The sequence below is a fragment of the Xenorhabdus eapokensis genome, assembly GCF_001908105.1.
This window is the reverse complement of record NZ_MKGQ01000015.1, coordinates 60,750-79,352: the sequence shown is the minus strand read 5'-3', so window position 1 is coordinate 79,352 and position 18,603 is coordinate 60,750. Positions and strand designations below refer to the sequence as shown.

Here is an 18,603-nt window from a genome sequence, read left to right as displayed (position 1 = left end):
CGTTGGGTATTTTTGCCAATTTTCAACAAGGTAAAAGTCAACGGGACTGGCTTCAACAAGCCAATGTTATAGGATGTTAAAGTCGAGCATCGCGTTAAACATAATCACTCCAACAGAAACTCTACTTGTATTAACCAATAAACTCATCATCCATAAATAACAAGCGAATAATGCTTAATAATTAGTTACCCTCTGGAATTAAAGTGAATGTTTTTTACCCATTCCCTTGGGTGGTTAAAGAAATATGGTATGCTTGGGAACCTCGACTAAAGCGTATCATCGCTCACACGTTTGGAAGGCGGAGCAAAAAAACGCTTAAAAAGCTTCTGAAAAAATTATCGCGATTCAATGTTGCTTTTTGGTGTACCGATAAGTTTAAAGATTACAATATGTTACCTGAAAATACACACCTCGTCGGGAAAAGTTTCACGCAACGTATCGAGCGTGAAAATCTTACACTTCGCAACAGAATTAACCGATTGAACCGTAAAACACTCGGCTATTCAAAATCCCCTGAGATGCATGACAAAGTTATTGGGACTTTTATTGAAAGAGAATACTATCTTTGAATCAGATCAACGGATTGAATGCATGACCCACGGGACAAGAAAATTTTTTCGTGGTTGGCCTGTGTCCTGCTTGTCAGGCCGCCCAACGTCAACGCCAGCAGGAGGCTGGCGTCACCAAGGTAGAATTGTTGCTCGACAACCAAGAATTGGAGATGCTTAAACGCAATGGTGTACTACGTAGACTGGGCAGGGAACCTTATGAGATCAATGAATATCTCACAATGCTAATTCGAATGGATGACCGTTCATTAAAAAAGCAAATGGCTGAGTTACAGCAACAATGTTGTGAAAAATGCGGTGAATCGTTACCCGTGACGGAATGCTGTTTTTCAGGTGAGGCCGCGTGTTGGAATACATGGGGCTGGCATGAACTGAAATTAACGCTATAAAGTGTTATTTCTGGCGTATCGTTGTATTTGCAGATAGTATCTGTCCCGTAGATTATACCAATCGCCATTGAAGATGCTTGATTTCTTATCCAAATCAGATCATGTTTGCAGCTATGAAAATTCATCTGATACCAGAACAAAAACGCGCCCTTGAATTGATGCATGATACCACGCGTGACAGTCGAGTTCGTGACCGCTTCAAGGCCGTGCTTTTGGCATCAGAGGGCTGGACAGCTCAGATGATAGCCCAGGCCTTGCGTATTTATGAAAGTACGGTCAGCCGTCACCTCAAAGACTTCATCGCGCAGGAAAAGCTGACGCCGGAAAATGGGGGCTCTGAAAGCCATCTCTCTGCTGAACAAACCGCCGACCTGATTGAATATTTGACCGCCCTAAACTTACGCTGCTGTGCCATTACCTTAAGGGAACAAGAATGGCGCAGCATAGTTTTATCAAAATTTCTGACGACACCTTACGGCCAGCTACTCCAGCGACCAGAGAATATCTGCATCTGAAAATCAAATGCGGCGATGTGTTGCAGGCTAATTTTAAGAAAGCCCGCAATCCCCGTTTCCACCGCAAATACTTTGGCCGCATACTATGGGCACTTTAAATATAACTTCAAACAATGAGATAGATATTACGGAAATATCATCATTCAGTTGGGGTGAAATAAGTAACACATTTTATATTAATTTATCTACTAAACAAGATAAGGGGAGTTACCAGAAGGTAGGGCTCCTCTTCCAAAATAAAGAACTTCGGGTAGCAGTTAATAATGAGTCTTATAATCTTGGCAAGGCACAACTAGGGTATCATGAGGGGGATGGACCTTTGATTACGAATTTTCGTATCAAAACGCTAAGGTACAAAGGCTAGGCGCTTTATTGCAACAAATGCAAAAAACGGGGTAGCCCCAAAACTTTTGCCTCCGCTGGGTTGGTAAATAAACCGCTCAAATCTACACCAGTATCCAAGCCTCGCACTCGCGGGGCTTTTTGCTATCTACCTGTAGTCAACTTAGCGTTGACGACTCGATCGGGATCGGTCAACACCTATATCGTAGTTAAATCAATGTATTGGGTGTTATTTTAGCCATTTTGGTCAGTAGGCTAAAAAATAGCCTGCTCTTGTTTTGATCCAAAACGACAATTAGCTCCATACCAAAGCCGCAGAAATGCGGTTTTTTTATTTCTCCAATGTGAGAGGTAGTCATGTCTCTGTTAGATAACGGATTGAAAAGTGGCTCCACAGGGTGTGGAACCACTTATTTTTCTTTTGGCTAATGGTATCAATTCAGGTTATTCGCTACCGTTGAGCGATTTGGGTTTATCGCCCTGGCCAGTTCACATAATGTGGGATGCGTGAACAAGGTTGCTAATGGAATTTCCATGTTTTGTTCACGCATACGAGCCAACAATTGTATTGCTATCAATGAATGACCTCCCAATGCAAAAAAATTATCATAACGACCGATTCGTTCCCGTTGCAGCAATTTTTGCCAAATCTCAGCCAGAGCAGTTTCCACCTCACCGAGAGGCGCTTCGTAACCGAAAGTTGTTCCAACAGTAGATTGGCCTGATGTCCGTGTATCTTGCGTTGAGTCAGCCTGAATAGGGTTGAAGTCGGTCAGTAGTTGCTGGCGTTCTGTGGCAGACGGGGTAGCAATGTTCATGATTGGTTTTTGGGGTTCGGTTTCCAATGTTTTTACCAGATCCGCTAAAGCCGTCGTCATATATGCAATCAGGTGTGCCGGATCAATTCCTGCTATAGCCTGAGCGGTCAACAGGAAACCTTTCCCCAAATCATCTACAGCCAGATAGATGGGATAGTTAGTTCTTTCTCGTCCTGTGACCAGACGTATACCGTCCCATAGGGTATTGGCAACATCCGGTTGGCTATGGCGGTAATTAAGGAGTGTATTAAAAAGCGGCAGGGGATGTTTTACACCACTGCAACGTTGAGCCAGCGCCAGTGGTGCCTGTTCGTGTTCAAGTAACTGCGTCAAACTGCGGTATGCTGCTTGCACGGTTGCTTGTGTGCTGTTCCCCGCAAGCGTGATCCGCACGGGCAGGGTATTGATAAACAGCCCCAGAATTCGCTCAATATCGGCACTTCCTTGCATACGTCCTGACAAAACCGTCCCGAAGACGACATCATCTCGCCCACTTATTTTTGCCAGAACTTGTGCCAACGCAACATGGAACAGAACGCCGGGGCTAACTCCTTGGCGGCGCGCCTGTTGGCGGATAGCACGGGTCAGTGCTGTATTAAGTGGCTTGATGATCTCAGTGACAGGCCTGTCCCCACTGTGAACATCTAATATGCCGAAAGGCGTAGTGGGTGTATCCACACCTGCGAGCATATTCCGGAAATAGGCTGCGTGATCTGGCATCGGCACATGTAAGGAGTGGGCGATAAAATGGCGGTATGGTAAGGCAGGTGGTAATTTTTCAGTACGATGATGCAGGCGTTCATTGATTTCAGCAATGATGATATTCAGCGATATATGGTCATTGAGGATATGGTGGCAACACAACGCTAACAACCACTCGCCCTGATTCGGATCATATGTGATATCAGCAGAGAATAGCGGAGCCTGGCTGATATCGAGGCGGTGTTGATATGGATCGGTCTGTGCCAACAATTGGGATGGTACGTCCTTATCGTTATCTGGCACGAAGGTTTTGATACACAGAGGTGCCTGACGCCAGACAACTTGTACTGGCTGGGTTAAACCCTGCCAGCAGATGGCAGTGCGTAGAATATCGTGACGATGAATAACCTGTTGCAAAGCAGCCAGAAAAGCATCAAGACGCTCGCGGGTGTTAAAAGCCAGCAAGAGGTGCAACAGATAAACATCGCCTTGTGTTTGCAGCAGATGCTGGAACAGCATACCCTCCTGTAATGGTGCCAGTGGGTAGATATCCTGGATATTGTTGGCGCCATTAGGAACGGTAGCAGTGATAGTCTCAATCTCGTGTTGCGTCAGAGAAACCAGCGGCAGCATATCAGGAGTGATAGCGGTACAACCATCGGGGATGAGATTGGGCGGAGCGATAAACGTGGATTCATCATCTTGCATTACCTGCATTATTTTCGCCATTTCAGCCAGTGTTGGGGTGGAAAATACAGCACGAACATCAAGGTGCCAGCCTCGATTGTGCAGCCGCTCAATCAGGTTGATAACCATCAGGGAATGACCACCGAGTTCAAAGAAATGATCATAACGCCCAACCTTTTCCAGCCTTAGCAATGCTTGCCAAATTTCAGCCAGAGTAATTTCCATTTCACCGAGCGGCTCTTCATAAGTATGGGTTACCATGGATGTCTGATCCGGCATCGGTAATGCCTGGCGGTTAATCTTGCCATTAGGCGCTAACGGAAAAGCATCCAGTGTCACAAATGCGCTGGGCAGCATATAGTCGGCGAGATGGAGTGCGAGTTGCTGGCGCAGTTCTGTCGGTGTCAGTTTTGCATTCGGTTCGGCGATCAGATAAGCAATCAGGCGCTTATCACCCAGTTTATCTTCACGGGCAAGCACGATAGCTTCACGTACGCCGTGGCATTGCATCAATCTGGTTTCGATTTCGCCCAGTTCGATACGAAAGCCGCGTAGCTTGACCTGAAAATCATTGCGGCCAAGATATTCGATATTGCCGTCAGATCGCCAGCGAGCCAAATCTCCGGTTTTATACATGCGAGCGTTGGGATGTTCGCTAAAGGGATCGGCAACAAATTTCTCTGCTGTCAACTCTGGTTGGTTTGAATAACCACGGGCGACCCCCATTCCGCCGATATAAATTTCGCCACTCACGCCAATAGGCACCGGCTGACCAAGTATGTCCAAAATATAGACACGTGTATTGGACAGTGGCCGGCCGATCGGAATATTGTTGGTGATAGGCGGAGTCTGTTTGTTATCTGTCACCATTGCTTTATCTACCTGCATAACGGTAGCAGTGATAGTAATTTCTGTCGGGCCATAAGCGTTGAACCAGCGGCAGGATTGGGTTTCTGGGCACGACAGCCAATCCATTAAATAACGGTATTCCACTTTATCCCCCCCAACAATAACGGTGCGTATAGAGGGGCTGAAACCGACACGCCTTGCCTTCATTTCTTGTGCCCAATGGTGCCAGAAAGCTGTCGGTAGATTGATGATTGTCACTTTCTGTTCACGTAAAAAATCAACAAACGCGCTATTCGGTATTTTGATATGAGGTGGGCGCAGAACCAGCGTGGCACCCGATGCCAGAGTAGGAAAAATATCTGACACTGAAATGTCAAACGCGAAGGTCACAAATTGCAGAATACGATCACCCAAGCCAGGTTCACTGATCTGACAATGGGCATGGATAAGGCTGACAACATTGCGATGTTCCAGCATGACGCCTTTGGGGTTTCCGGTTGAACCTGAGGTGTAGATGATATAAGCCAAATGATGTGGCTGAACGCCTGTTTGCCTGGGGTCAGGGTTATAAACAGGCTGTTTTTGCCGATTATCTTGATGAATTTCATCGTCCAGCAACCAGATGGGAATATCTTGTATTGCTAAACGTGTTTGTAAGTGTTTTTGCGTCAGCAATATTACAGGCTTGCAGTCTGACAACTGATAAATCAGCCGCTCGGCAGGATATGCTGGATCAAGCGGAATATAACCGGCACCCGCTTTTAAGATCCCGAATAGACCAATAATCATATCCAAACCCCGTTCAACTTGAATTGCCACGCGATCATCAGGGCGTACACCAAAAGCAATCAGACTGTGTGCCAGTTGGTTGGCTCGACAGTTCAGTTCGTCATAACTCAAGGATTGTTCTTCAAAGATCACCGCCGTAGCATCGGGTGTGCGTTGTACCTGAGCTTCGAACAATGAGTGAATCAACGCATCATTTGGAAAATCGGCTTGAGGGGCATTGAAATCAACCAATAATTGTTGGCGTTCTGTAATGGGCAACATCGGCAGGCGAGCAATAGCCTGTGTTTCATCGGTTGTCATGGCTGTCAGGACATTGGTGAGATAACCCACCATGCGTTCAACTGTCGTTCGGTCGAAGAGACTTGATGCATATTCCAGATAGCCACTGAGGCCATCCTGATTTTCGGTCAGTGACAGGGTCAGGTCGAAGTATGCGCTGCGGTGTGGCGGTGTCATCAAGGAGACCGATAAACCCGATAATTCAAGGGATTGCGTGGGAGTATTGTTCAGAGCCAGCATCACCTGAAAAATCGGGTTATAGCTCAAACTGCGTTCAGGTTTTAGGAGTTCCACCAATTGTTCAAAAGGCAGATCTTGATGTGCGTAAGCTGCCAGCGTCTGTTGACGAACATGAGCGAGCAAATTTGCCACAGAGTTGTACTGTTCCAGTTCGATGCGTAAAGGCAGGGTGTTGACAAAAAAGCCGATCAACCCTTCAAGTTCACTCAATGAACGGTTGGCAACGGGAGTGCCAATGACAATATCATCCTGTCCGCTCAGACGGGCAAGCACGATGCTCCAGGCTGTAAGCAAAGTCATAAATAATGTTGCATCCTGCCGCTGTCCAAGCGCCTTGAGAGCCGACAATAAGTCAGCATTCAGGTGAACTGCAACATGAGCACCGGTATAACTTTGTTCTGGCGGGCGAGGGTGATCAAGAGGGAGAGACAACAAGGTTGGTGCGTTTTGCAGTTGCTTCTGCCAGAAATCCCGCAGTGCAGTGAGCACCTCACCTCGCAGCCATTTCTGTTGCCAGACGGCATAATCCGCATACTGGATGGGAAGGTGGGGTAAAGGATCGCTACATTTTCCTTGTGCAATACGGTAGAGAACACTCAGCTCGCGGAGCAATATCCCGGCTGACCAGCCATCGGTGATGATGTGATGTTGGGTAAGGATCAGCACATGTTCTTGATCAGACAGTTGCAGTAATTGACCTCGGATCATTGGCTCATTAGCGAAATCGAATGGGGTTTGTGTTTCAAGTTCGGCTAATTCGTTAATACGGCTCCTGCGAGCAGTTTCGTCTAATTTGCGCAGATCCCGACGGGTCAGAGAAAAACCGGTATCTGCCCGATCTATGTGTTGGTAGGCGATATGTTGGTAAGGTTGTTCATCAATCAGGACAAAACGGGTGCGCAAACTTTCATGTCGGCTGACGAGATGGTCAAGTGCAGCCGTCAACGCAGCCTGATCGAGATACCCGCTGAGATGCAGGATTATCGGGATATTATAGGCCAGATTGGCTTTAGTATTGAGCTGAGCAAGGAACCACAAGCGTTGTTGGGCGAAGGAGAGTGGCAGTGGTTGATTGCGGTTGGTTGCAGGAATAACGATTTGGGTTGTCACAGGCGTGTCGAGGAGCAAGGTAGCTAAATCGGCCAGGACAGGATGGGAAAAGAGTTGCTGCAAGTGCAATTCCCGCGCCAGTTGCTGGCGTATGCGTGCGGCAAGCTGAATGGCGAGCAGGGAATGCCCGCCGAGTTCAAAGAAATGATCATGACGGCCAACGTGTTCCAATTTCAGCAATGCTTGCCAAATCGCGGCCAATGTTATTTCTATGTCTCCGATGGGTGCTGCATAATTGCGGGTCGCGAGTGCGGTTTGATCTGGCATTGGCAATGCCTGACGGTTGAGTTTGCCATTGGGAGTTAATGGAAAGGTTTCAAGCGTCACAAAAGCACCAGGCAGCATATACTCTGCGAGGTGTTGTGCCAGTTGCTGGCGTAGTTCTGCGGGTATCAATATCGTATTGGGTTCGGCGAGCAGATAAGCAACCAGCCGCTTTTCATTCGGTGTATCTTCGCGGACAATCACCACCGCGTCTCGTACACCACGACATTGCGCCAATATCGTCTCAATTTCGCCGAGTTCGATGCGGAAACCACGTATCTTGACCTGAAAATCATTACGACCAAGGTATTCAATATTACCGTCAGGTAACCAACGCGCCAGATCACCACTTTTGTACAGGCGGGCATCAGGATCTGAAGAAAAAGGATCAGCAAGGAAGCGTTCTGCGGTTAGTTCTGGCAGGTTCAGATAACCGCGGGCAACCCCAATCCCACCAATGTAAAGCTCCCCTGTAACCCCGATTGGTACGGGTTTTTTGTGACTATCAAGCAGATAAATTTGGATATTGGCGATGGGTTTTCCAATCGGTACTCGTCCGATATAACGATTTGGCACACACCGCCAGGCGGTGACATGAATCGCTGCTTCAGTTGGGCCATATAAGTTATGTACCTGACAATGCGTAAAATGGGACAGACACTTTTGCTGCAAGACATAAGGGAATTCTTCACCACTGCATAAAATATGGCGCAAAGAAGGGCAACATCCGGCAGGAGTGGCATGGATAAATTGCTGTAGCATAGCAGGCACGAAAAAGATAAGAGTAATTTGGCGTTTTTCTATCTCAGACAGTAAATAGTGCGGGTCTTTATGACCATCGGGGCGAGCTAAAATTAATTGTGCTCCAAACATCAGGGGCGGGAAAAGCTCCCAAACGGAAACATCAAAACTAAAAGGGGTTTTCTGTAAGACCCGATCCAGCGGGGTTAATTGATAAGCCTGTTGTGACCAGAGCAGGCCATTCACGACCCCACGATGTTCATTCATTACCCCTTTAGGCACGCCCGTTGAGCCAGAGGTATAAATCACATAAACCAGATGGCGTGAGGTGAGGCCAAGCGCCTGGGGATCAGGATCACTGGTTGGCATATCTGCGGTAAGGAGTGCAAGATTGTTGAGATCCACAATGGGTACGCGGGTTAGCCGATTGATTAACATTGTTTGGGTAAAGACAGTTTGGGTAAAGACAGTTTGGGTAAGCAAAGCCACGGGAGCCGCATCTTCAAGTATGTAGGCCAGTCGTTCGGCTGGATAGCCTGGATCGAGCGGGACATAGGCACCACCGGCCTTAAGGATAGCAAGTAATCCCACCATCATGGCCGGACTGCGTTCGGCACAAATCGCCACCCGATCATTCGGGCGGATACCTAAGGCAATCAGATAATGCGCTAAGCTATTGGCCTGACGATTCAGTTCAGCATAACTTAACGATTGTTCTTCAAAGATAACAGCAATTGCATCGGGATTTTGCTGCACTTGCTTTTCAAACAGTTGGTGAATAAACGTGTCTTGTGGGAGATCAATTGCTGTATTTTGCGAGAATATAGCGTCTGGGGAAGATGGGGGGGCATTGAAATCCAGCAGTAATTGTTGACGCTCCGCAACGGGTAGAATCGAAATAGCCAAAATTGGCTGGTGGGGCGAGGTTTCCAGCGCTTCCACCAGCCCCGTCAGAGCGGTGGTCATATAGCCGAGCAGCCGGATGGGATCGATGTCCAATACGGTTTGAGCAATCAGGCTAAATTCATCCCCCCAATCATCAACAAACAAACCGATGGGATAATTGGTTCTCTCTTCTTGCATCAGCAGGTGCACACCTTCCCATTTAGCCAACGTGGTATCCGCCTGGCTATGACGATAATTGAGTAGTGTGTTAAAGAGCGGCAAAGGGGGGATCACGCGACTGCAATGTTGAGCCAACGTCAGTGTGGCTTGTTCGTGCTCCAGCAACTTCATCAAATTAAGGTAGGTCTCTTGAACGGTTGCCTGTACGTTATGATCTGTCAGCCTGATCCGAATGGGCAAGGTATTGATAAGCAGCCCCATAATTTGATCGATGCCGCTACTGCCCCGCATGCGCCCCAGTAATACCGTACCGAAGACGATATCATCGCGCCCACTGGTTTTTGCCAGCACCAGTGCCAAAGCAACATGAAACAATATACTGGGGCTGACCCCCTGACGTCGGGCTTGTGTACGAATGGCCTTGGACAATGCCACATCCAATGGCTGTTTCGCCTCCAATATCTGCTTATCCTCACTGTGAATATCCAGTATCCCAAAAGGCGCTGTTGGGGCATCTATGTCAGAGAGCACCTGACGGAAATAGGCTTCATGATCTGAAGTCGGCCAATGCAGGGATTGGGCGACAAAGTGACGATAGGATAATATTGGGGGCAATTTTTCAGCATGGCGGTCAGGATATCCATTCTCGCTATGGTCAGGTAATAAGGCATCAATTTCATTAATGATGTGTTCCAGTGTTATATGATCACAGATTAAATGATGGATACACAAAACCAGTAACCACTCATCCTGATGCGGATCATAGGCGATGTCAGCGGAAAATAGTGGAGCCTGACTCACATCAAGGCGGTAATGCTGAGGATCGGTGTGTGCCAGTAATTGGGAAGCGATATTCTGTTCGCCATTGGGTAAGAAGGTATTAATGCGCAAAGATGCCTGTCGCCAGACGACTTGCACGGGTTGTGCCAATCCCTGCCAGTAGATTGAAGTGTGCAAAATATCGTGACAGTTAATGACCCGTTGTAAGGTTGCCAGAAAGGTATCGAGCCGTTCACGGGTGTCGAAGGCAAGCAACTCACGTAACAGATATGTATCGCCCTGTTTCTGCAACAGATGATGAAACAAAATGCCTTCCTGTAGCGGCGCGAGAGGATAGATATCTTGAATATTAGCCGCGCCACCAGGAATCGTTGCGGCGATGGCATTAATCTCGTGCTGGGACAGGGAAACTAAAGTCAACATGTCGGGGGTAATGGCTGTACAGCCGTCAGGGATGAGATTGGGCGGTACAGTAAATACCGTTGTCTTTTCTGGTTCTGTATGCCCTTGAACGGTATCTTTTTGAACCGACAGTAGCGCTTTTGCCATCGCTTTCAATACGGGTTTGGTGAATATAGCCTGGATGTCAAGAAACCACCCCCGTTCACGTAGTTGTTCAATCAGGTTAACGGCTATCAGTGAGTGCCCACCAAGCTCGAAAAAGTGATCGCAGCGGCTGACATATTGCACTCCGAGCAACGTTTGCCAAATTTGGCTCAGGATGGTTTCTGCTTCCCCTGTGGGTGCCTGGTAACTGCGTGTGACGATTGCGGTATGATCGGGTTTGGGAAGAGCCTGACGGTTAAGTTTGCCATTGGGTGTGAGTGGGAAGGCGTCGAGTGTCACGAAGGCACTGGGTATCATGTATTCGGCAAGATATTGTGTGAGCTGTTGCCGTAATGTCATGGGTTCCGGTTTAGCATCTGCCTTCGGTAGCAAGTAGGCGACTAGCTGTTTTGATGCCGGACTGTTTTCACAAGGTAATTTTTCACAAGGTAATACCAAGGCTTCACGCACACCGTGACATTGCCGCAGCCTCGCCTCGATCTCCCCTGGCTCAATACGGAAACCCCGCAGTTTAATTTGGAAATCATTACGGCCAAGATATTCAATTTTGCCATCGGGCAGCCAACGCCCCAGATCACCGGTTTTGTACATACGGGCACCTGGATTGTGGGAAAACGGATCGGCAAGGAAGCGTTCGGCAGTGAGTTCGGGACGGTTCAGGTAACCGCGGGCAACGCCGACACCAGCGATATGAATTTCTCCCACCACCCCTCGCGGAACGGGTTGACTGTGCATGTCAAGGATATAGATCTGGGTATTGGCGATGGGACGACCAATCGGTGGGGCATGGTCTCCCTGACTCTCACAGCGGCAAAGAGTCGCACAAACTGTGGCTTCCGTCGGGCCATAGGCATTGATCATTTGCCGTCCTGGTGCCCAGCGTTTGGTCAGCGTAGGCGGACACGCTTCCCCTCCCACCAGTAAGGTGTGCAGGGTTGCCGGAAGTGTCTCCATGCTTGCCAGAGCTGTGGGAGACAAAAGGGCATGAGTAATGGCGTGAGCCTCTAAATAGTGAGACAGGGTTGTTCCCGGCAGAAGGTTCTCCCGTCTGGCAAGGTAAAGGCAAGCGCCCGCCAATAACGCCATGCAATACTCCCAAATACAAGCATCAAAACTGTTTGAGGCAAATTGCAAAATTCGACTGTCTGGCGTGATGGCTAGCATGTCTTGCTGGGGGATAATCAAGTTACACAAACTACGATGTTCTATCATGACGCCTTTGGGCTGCCCTGTGGAGCCGGAAGTATAGATAACATAAGCCAGATGACGGGAGGTCAGCCCCAACGCGGGGATCTGTGGGTTTTCTGCCGATTTTCCATCCCAAACAGAATAGTCTGGAAGATCAAGTAGTATGGTTGGCAGGTGACTGTTTCCTATTTCGGCCATCGTTGTTTGTGTGATCAGTGCTACGGGGGCGGAGTCATTGAGCATATATGCCAGCCGCGGGGTTGGATAAGTCGGATCGAGGGGAACAAAAGCACCACCGGCCTTGAGGATAGCTAATAAACCAACCACCATCTCCAGACTGCGTTCAATACAAATTGCCACCCGATCATCAGGACGCACGCCGAGAGCAATCAGATGGTGCGCCAGACGGTTGGCACGTTTATTCAGTTCATCGTAGCTCAGCGATTGCTGTTCAAAGACCGCAGCCGTGGCATCGGGTGTGCGCCGTACTTGTGCTTCGAACAGTTGATGGATCAGGGTATCTTGCGGGAATTCGGCTTGGGTGGCGTTGAAATCCATCAATACCTGTTGGCGTTCAATGTCGGGCAGGATTGGCAGATTGGCTATTGTTGTATGTGTAATTTCTGTATGTGTAAGAGAGGGCATTTCCAGAGAAGTGAGAACGGCATCAAGCAGGACAGCAAGACGGGAGCGGAGTGCTATGACCTCCGTGGTACTCAGATAATCAGGAGAAAAAACGAATTCCATGGCAATCGGGGGCGCGGTATCTTCAGGACAGTCGGTGTTGGTATATTGCTTCATTCTGATACATAGAGGGTAGGGGGCACCAGAATGTAGCTCTAACTGTTTGACGCTCATGTTTTCGCCTTCCATATGCAAATGGGTTTTAAACGGTTCGAGAGATAAAGTCACGTCAAATAATCGGGCATTTCCGTCTTGTCGTTGCGAGTGTATGTGTCGGTTGAGTTCTGCGATGGGAAAGCGTTGGTGCTTATGGCAAAGACTCATTTCGGTTGCAGCTTTGCGCATAACATCACGAAATGTATCCTCCGGTGAAAGCGTTATACCAATGGGGATCACGGATGCAAACATGCCCATTGTGGACTTTTGTCGCGTATTCTGGCGATTGTGCAAGGGAATACCGATAACAATTTCATTAACATCTGTTGTTCGTGCGAAATAGCAAGCCAGGATGGCATACATGAAATACAAGAAGGGCAATTTCTGTCCACCAGCGACTTTTTCGATACGTTTAAAAAGAGTCTGGTCGATTGACCAAGTGACAGATTGAGGAGCTGCGGGGTTGGTTTGTTTATGGTTCGTCGTGTTATTGCAATTGACAGGCTGGAGCAAAGGCGGTGGCAGGTTTTCATAGCGTTGCAACCAAAATTGCCTGTCGTCTGAGTAGCGTGCAGAAGCAAGATAATTGAGGTTATCCGTAATAAAATCCAGATAAGAATAAGCGGAGTTGTTTAATTTTTCTCTTTTTATCAGTTGGTTATAGTTACCGATAACCTCGTTGATAAGTATAAATATACCTGTGCCATCCATGATCAAATGATGACAGCAAAATTGCCAATACCGACAGGTATTGCTTACTCGCAATAATGTGGTGCGCCACAATGCTTCATTCAGATGAAATGGGCGCGTGAATTCGTCATCCATGTACTGTTTTACTCTGGTATCAGCATCTGGATGGGATGAAAAATCCTGTATATCTACGATGACAGGAAGAGAATGAACAACCTTTTGGCTGGGTAAAGCGTGGATGTTGAGAAACTGCAAACGCAGAGTGTCATGACAATCAACAACAGATTCAAAGGCGCGGACAAATAATGCTTCATTCAACTCTCCTTCAATGCGAATAAAAGTGCTGAGGTTGTAGTTAGAAGAATGGGGATGGATAGCCTGATCAAACCAGATAGCTTGCTGGGGAGAACTAAGCGGATAGGTCGGTGAAGAGAGCGAATTGTTATGACAAATTACTGAGGAAGTATATGAAGTGTCGCTATGTGACATTTTTGTTTCTCCTTTGTAATCATTGGCTTTAAATTTGTTGCATCCATCTGAAAATAAATTAAATACCGCCTATAACTGTTTTTTCGTAAAAATGAACTGGATATCGGTCATTTGTTGGTTTTTTGTTCTAAGCTCTCGCTTGATAGTAACATTATGAAATTAAGTTAACTGAAATAAATACTGTATGTCGATATTTTTTGTTGTAAAAATGTTAATGCTGAATGCGATGGCTATGGTGGATAGTTGCAAAGGAATATCAGGACAAGGTGATTATGGTTTGGTTTATCAGGATGTTATCCCGCCAGATTGGCGGGTTGATCAGAAAAATAACGGTTACAACACCAGTTCATGAATAATGATCGCCAAATGGTCAAACATTTCTCCAAATAACTGCTCAGTGAATGGCACCAATGTTGGAAACAACAGGGAAAGCGTGAAAATGCCGACAGTCAGAGTTAACGGAAAACCGACCACAAATACAGAGAGTTGTGGTGTCATCCGGTTTAACATGCCCAGGGAAAAATTCATAACCAGAAGTAAGGTAATCATTGGCATTGCCAGCATCATGCCATTGATAAAAATCAAACTGGCACTTTGGGATAACAACAGAAAACCCTTGGGATTCAATTGAGTTGATTGAATGGGAATAGAATAGAACGTATCGGCCAGAATTGACAATAGCCATAAATGCCCATCAAGAGCCAGGAACAGCAACATCATCATCATATTGAGGATGCGGGCTAAGATAGGCATATTTGGGCCACCGGTAGGATCAAAAAACGTGGCGAATGAAAGTCCCATTTGTAAGCCGAGCACTTCACCTGCATGACGCACTACGGCAAAGGCGATCTGCATGGTCAGTCCCAAGGCCATACCAATCAATACTTGTTGTATCAAGATCCAAATTCCGGCAACCGAAAAAATCGGAATTTGCGGGGAGGGGAGAGTTGGAACGAGTAAAGCGGTGATCGCTAAGGCCAGGCTGATTTTAATTTTTATCGGTATCTGTTTTTCACTGAAAACGGGTGCAGTGCTGAACAACGCTAACAAGCGCACCAATGGCCAGAAAAAATCGCTGACCAGACGAGAAAGTGTTTCGCTATCAAACGGGATCATAATTAACCGATAATAGCCGGAATACTGCTAAACAGAGTGCGCATGTAATCCAGCAATAAATTGAGCATCCACGGTCCGGCAGTGACGATAGTCACGAAAACGGCCAGGATTTTCGGAATAAACGATAAGGTCATCTCGTTTATCTGAGTTGCCGCCTGTAATAAGCTGATGATCAAGCCACTAATTAAGGCAGATAAAAGAGGAGGGGCGGCCAGTGCTAACGCCACTTTCATCGCCTCAACACCAAGGGCCATTACCGATTCTGGAGTCATAATTTTCTCAAACCGCTTTTTGATCTTTATTCCAATAAGATTTCACGCTAGACATAAAGCTGTTGATTAGACATAAAAACTTTGTGCCAGTGAACCAAGCAAGAGTTGCCAACCATCGACCAAAACAAACAGCATAAGTTTGAACGGCAGTGAGATAGTGGCGGGTGGAACCATCATCATCCCCAACGCCATCAAGACACTGGCAACAACCAGATCGATGATCAGGAACGGAATGAAAAGAGTAAAGCCAATCTGGAACGCGGTTTTCAATTCACTGGTAATAAACGCAGGAACGAGCACGCGCATTGGAACAGCATCTGCCGTTTCAAATGCACCCTGATCGGCAAGGCGGGCAAACAGTGCCAGATCATTTTCCCGTGTCTGACGTAACATGAATTGGCGTAAAGGCTTGGCTCCCTGATCCAGCGCGACTTCCAGGGTGATTTTATCCTCACTGTAGGGCAGGTAAGCGTTTTGATAAACTTTATCGAATACCGGTGCCATGATGAAAAAAGTCATAAATAACGCCAGACCTAACATAACCTGATTAGGCGGAGCAGAAGGTGTTCCCAGCGCATTGCGCAGCAAACCAAGTACAATGATGATACGGGTAAAACTGGTCATCATTAGCAGGGCAGCGGGAATGAACCCCAGTGCTGTGATGAAAATCAGGGTTTGGACTGGCAATGACCAACTTTGTCCGCCATTGGCTAAGGGCTGGCTGATGATACCAGGAAACTCAGCCGCAGCATTCATGGGGAACAAGGGCAGCAGGAGCGCCATAAACAGCGTCATCGAACGCATTGGAGAAAGCTGTGAGACAAATTTTTTGCCTGTCATAAAAAAAACGCTATTTTTCATCATCGTCCTTGTCATTCTTGCTTTTTCGCTGGAGGGTATTTTTGAGCATCTGACCAAATGGCAGCGACTTGGGCGCGGTTTCCTTATCCACCTTGTCAGGGGGGGCAGGCATTTGATGCAGCATAGTGATCTGTTGAGATGTGACGCCTAAAACCAGCCAGCTATCCTCGACTTCTACCACAACAACGCGCTCTTTCGGCCCAAGGGCGCAGCTTGCTTTAACGTTTAACAAACGATGATTTTTGCTTTTAGCAGGGGAAAAACCCAAACGGCGAACAAGCCATGTTATGAAGAAAATCAGCAATAAAACACCGCCCAGAGCGCTGCTGACTTGCATCAACGTTTGGCTGGCCGGCAGGGGATCACTATTGCTTGCCTGTTTGATCGTATTCATATGGGTATGGCTGGTTGCCGTGTTAACAGGTGCAGCATCAGATGCCGCACCTTGTTGAAAAGAAGTATGAATGGAAGGCGGGTTTGCCATCATAGTTAACGACTCAAGCGACGCATGCGTTCGGAAGGCGTGATGATATCTGTGATACGGATACCGTATTTATCGGATACGACAACCACTTCTCCTTGCGCTATCAAATAACCATTAATCAGGATATCCAAGGGTTCTCCCGCCAGACCATCAAGGGGAACGACTGAGCCTTGTGACAGTCTCAACAGTTGTTTGATGGTCATTTTAGTCCGCCCCAGCTCGACCGAGAGCTTGACAGGAATATCCATGATCAAATCAATATCGGAGAGTTGGGCTAACGCATCCTGCACTTCCAGATTCTCAAATATTGACGCGCCGCCGTCAGAGGTTTGCTGTGCGGCCTGTTGTTCCAGCGCTTCTGCCCACATATCTTCAGTCGAGCTGGTATCTGTAGGTTGTTTAGCATCACTCATTGGGCTTTTCCTCATCCAGAGCAGTTAAAACAGGGTTAATCAGGTGTTCAACACGCAGAGCATATTGCCCGTTCAGTGTTCCATATTGGCTGGTGAGCACAGGCACACCATCAACGTGAACGATTAGACGTTCAGGTCTTTCAATCGGCAAAACATCGCCTTTTTTCAATTCAAGGATCTTTGACAGCCGCAGAGGGATATCAACAAAGTTCGCCACCAGTTCTAATTCTGAATGTTGAACTTGCTTCACTAGACTTTCACGCCACTGGCTCTCTTCCTGACGTATATTTTCCACCGGAGGATTGGTCAGGCGCTCGCGCAGAGGCTCGATCATGGCGAATGGAATACAAATATTGAATTCGCCGGTCAATGCACCGATTTCTACTTGGAACGGTGTAGTCACCACGATGTCATTCGGTGAAGTGGTGATATTAGTGAATTTCACCTGCGTCTCGGAACGCACGTATTCCACTTCAAGTTTAAAGATCGAATCCCAGGCGTCACGATAGGCATCCAGTGCCAGTTTCAGCATCCGGTTAATGATCCGCTGTTCGGTATAGGTAAATTCACGGCCTTCCACTTTGGTTGGAAAACGGCCATCCCCCCCAAACAAGTTATCAACGGCGATATAAACTAAGCTGGGTTCGAAAGCGAATAGCGCCGTTCCCCGCAATGGCTTCAAGTGAACCAGATTGAGGTTGGTGGGTACGGCCAGATTGCGGGCAAATTCGTGGTAAGGCTGAATCTTGATAGCGCCGACCGTAATATCCGGACTACGGCGCAACATATTAAACAGCCCCATCCTGAATTGGCGGGCAAAACGTTCATTGATGATTTCCAGTGACTGCAAACGTTCGCGTACGACACGGCGTTGCGTATTGGGATCGTAAGGGCGTACCTCACTTTCTCGGGACGCAATTTGTTCTACGTCATCAGCAGAGGCACTGTCACCATTGAGCAGAGCGTCGATCTCTGCTTGTGAAAGAATATTGTCACTCATTATGATTATCGCAGAATAAACGTGGTGAATAACACATCGGTGATTTCCTGATCGGGTTCACCGGGTATTAGTGTCGGGTGTAGTGTCTGTTTGATATCTGCCACCAAATGCATCTTGCCGTCATCTTTTGCCAGTTCGGCGGCTTTCTGGCGAGATAACAACAGCAACATACGACTACGAACTTCTGGCAGATATTCATGGAAGCGCTGACGGGTTTTCTCGTCAGTCAAACGCAATGTGATGCCAACGTACAGAACACGATCGAAATGCTCTTCGTTGTCGATCAAATTGACGGTAAAAGGCTCCAGTGTCATAAATACGGGAGCATCAATGGCTTTGGTTTTTTCGCTACTGTTATTGGTTGACTGGTTCATTACCCACCAGCTATACCCTCCGATGGCAACACCAAGAACAGCAATCAGTACTAACAGTATCATCCAAATTGGATTTGTGCGTTTAGGCTCGTAGCTATAATCAGACATGGACAGATAAATTCCTGTTTTCTGTTGCGAATAAGTCTCCGCGCATTCCGTGGCGAAGCCCT

11 protein-coding genes and 3 pseudogenes are annotated in these 18,603 nt (G+C 47.4%); 6 read left to right on the top strand and 8 right to left on the bottom strand.

All coding sequences use genetic code 11. The annotated features are described in order from the left end of the window. Positions 1 to 242: 242 nt before the first annotated feature. From Xedl_RS11710 to Xedl_RS41235, 5 genes and pseudogenes are all read left to right on the top strand, one after another. A pseudogene (locus tag Xedl_RS11710) lies at positions 243 to 569 on the top strand (IS1 family transposase); the annotation flags it as partial. A gap of 50 nt (positions 570 to 619) precedes the next feature. Next, positions 620 to 958: a hypothetical protein gene (locus tag Xedl_RS11705; RefSeq protein ID WP_074023871.1), complete on the top strand. Its 339-nt coding sequence runs from the start codon at positions 620 to 622 to the stop codon at positions 956 to 958. Between the two features lie 113 nt (positions 959 to 1,071). Next, positions 1,072 to 1,347: pseudogene (locus Xedl_RS11700) on the top strand (helix-turn-helix domain-containing protein); the annotation flags it as partial. A 44-nt stretch (positions 1,348 to 1,391) separates the two neighbouring features. Further along, positions 1,392 to 1,547: pseudogene (locus tag Xedl_RS11695) on the top strand (DUF1367 family protein); the annotation flags it as partial. Positions 1,548 to 1,558: 11 nt separating this feature from the next. Then, the gene (locus tag Xedl_RS41235; protein ID WP_074023870.1) at positions 1,559 to 1,837 is read left to right on the top strand and encodes a DUF7823 domain-containing protein; all 279 of its coding nucleotides are present in this window, start codon (positions 1,559 to 1,561) and stop codon (positions 1,835 to 1,837) included. Between the two features lie 412 nt (positions 1,838 to 2,249). Here Xedl_RS41235 and Xedl_RS11685 read toward each other — a convergent pair whose 3' ends face one another. Further along, positions 2,250 to 13,913, bottom strand: coding sequence for a non-ribosomal peptide synthetase (locus tag Xedl_RS11685; protein ID WP_074023869.1), 11,664 nt, complete (start codon positions 13,911 to 13,913; stop codon positions 2,250 to 2,252). Between the two features lie 184 nt (positions 13,914 to 14,097). Between Xedl_RS11685 and Xedl_RS27855 the strand changes: the two genes are divergently transcribed. Beyond that, entirely contained in the window at positions 14,098 to 14,265 is a 168-nt protein-coding gene (locus tag Xedl_RS27855; RefSeq protein WP_158024367.1) for a hypothetical protein, read from the top strand. Here Xedl_RS27855 and fliR read toward each other — a convergent pair. The 7 genes from fliR to fliL all read right to left on the bottom strand — a co-directional run bounded on the left by fliR (position 14,247) and on the right by fliL (position 18,541). Further along, positions 14,247 to 15,029, bottom strand: a complete 783-nt coding sequence (gene fliR, locus Xedl_RS11680; RefSeq protein ID WP_074023868.1) for a flagellar biosynthetic protein FliR — start codon at positions 15,027 to 15,029, stop codon at positions 14,247 to 14,249. The genes Xedl_RS27855 and fliR overlap by 19 nt on opposite strands. Before the next feature lie 2 nt (positions 15,030 to 15,031). Next, the gene (gene fliQ / locus Xedl_RS11675) at positions 15,032 to 15,301 is read right to left on the bottom strand and encodes a flagellar biosynthesis protein FliQ (RefSeq protein ID WP_074023867.1); all 270 of its coding nucleotides are present in this window, start codon (positions 15,299 to 15,301) and stop codon (positions 15,032 to 15,034) included. 66 nt (positions 15,302 to 15,367) lie between these two features. Continuing rightward, a complete protein-coding gene (gene fliP, locus Xedl_RS11670; protein WP_143187427.1) occupies positions 15,368 to 16,105 on the bottom strand; it encodes a flagellar type III secretion system pore protein FliP in 738 nt (245 codons plus the stop codon). Positions 16,106 to 16,151: 46 nt separating this feature from the next. Then, positions 16,152 to 16,649 (bottom strand): flagellar biosynthetic protein FliO, encoded by a 498-nt coding sequence (gene fliO, locus Xedl_RS11665; RefSeq protein WP_074023866.1) that lies wholly within the window; start codon positions 16,647 to 16,649, stop codon positions 16,152 to 16,154. 2 nt (positions 16,650 to 16,651) lie between these two features. Beyond that, on the bottom strand, positions 16,652 to 17,059 hold the full coding sequence (gene fliN / locus Xedl_RS11660; protein WP_074023865.1) for a flagellar motor switch protein FliN: 408 nt from the start codon (positions 17,057 to 17,059) through the stop codon (positions 16,652 to 16,654). After that, the gene (fliM, locus tag Xedl_RS11655) at positions 17,052 to 18,059 is read right to left on the bottom strand and encodes a flagellar motor switch protein FliM (protein ID WP_074023864.1); all 1,008 of its coding nucleotides are present in this window, start codon (positions 18,057 to 18,059) and stop codon (positions 17,052 to 17,054) included. Before fliM ends, fliN begins: the two co-directional genes overlap by 8 nt. A gap of 5 nt (positions 18,060 to 18,064) precedes the next feature. Then, entirely contained in the window at positions 18,065 to 18,541 is a 477-nt protein-coding gene (gene fliL, locus Xedl_RS11650) for a flagellar basal body-associated protein FliL (RefSeq protein ID WP_074023863.1), read from the bottom strand. Between the last annotated feature and the right edge of the window lie 62 nt (positions 18,542 to 18,603).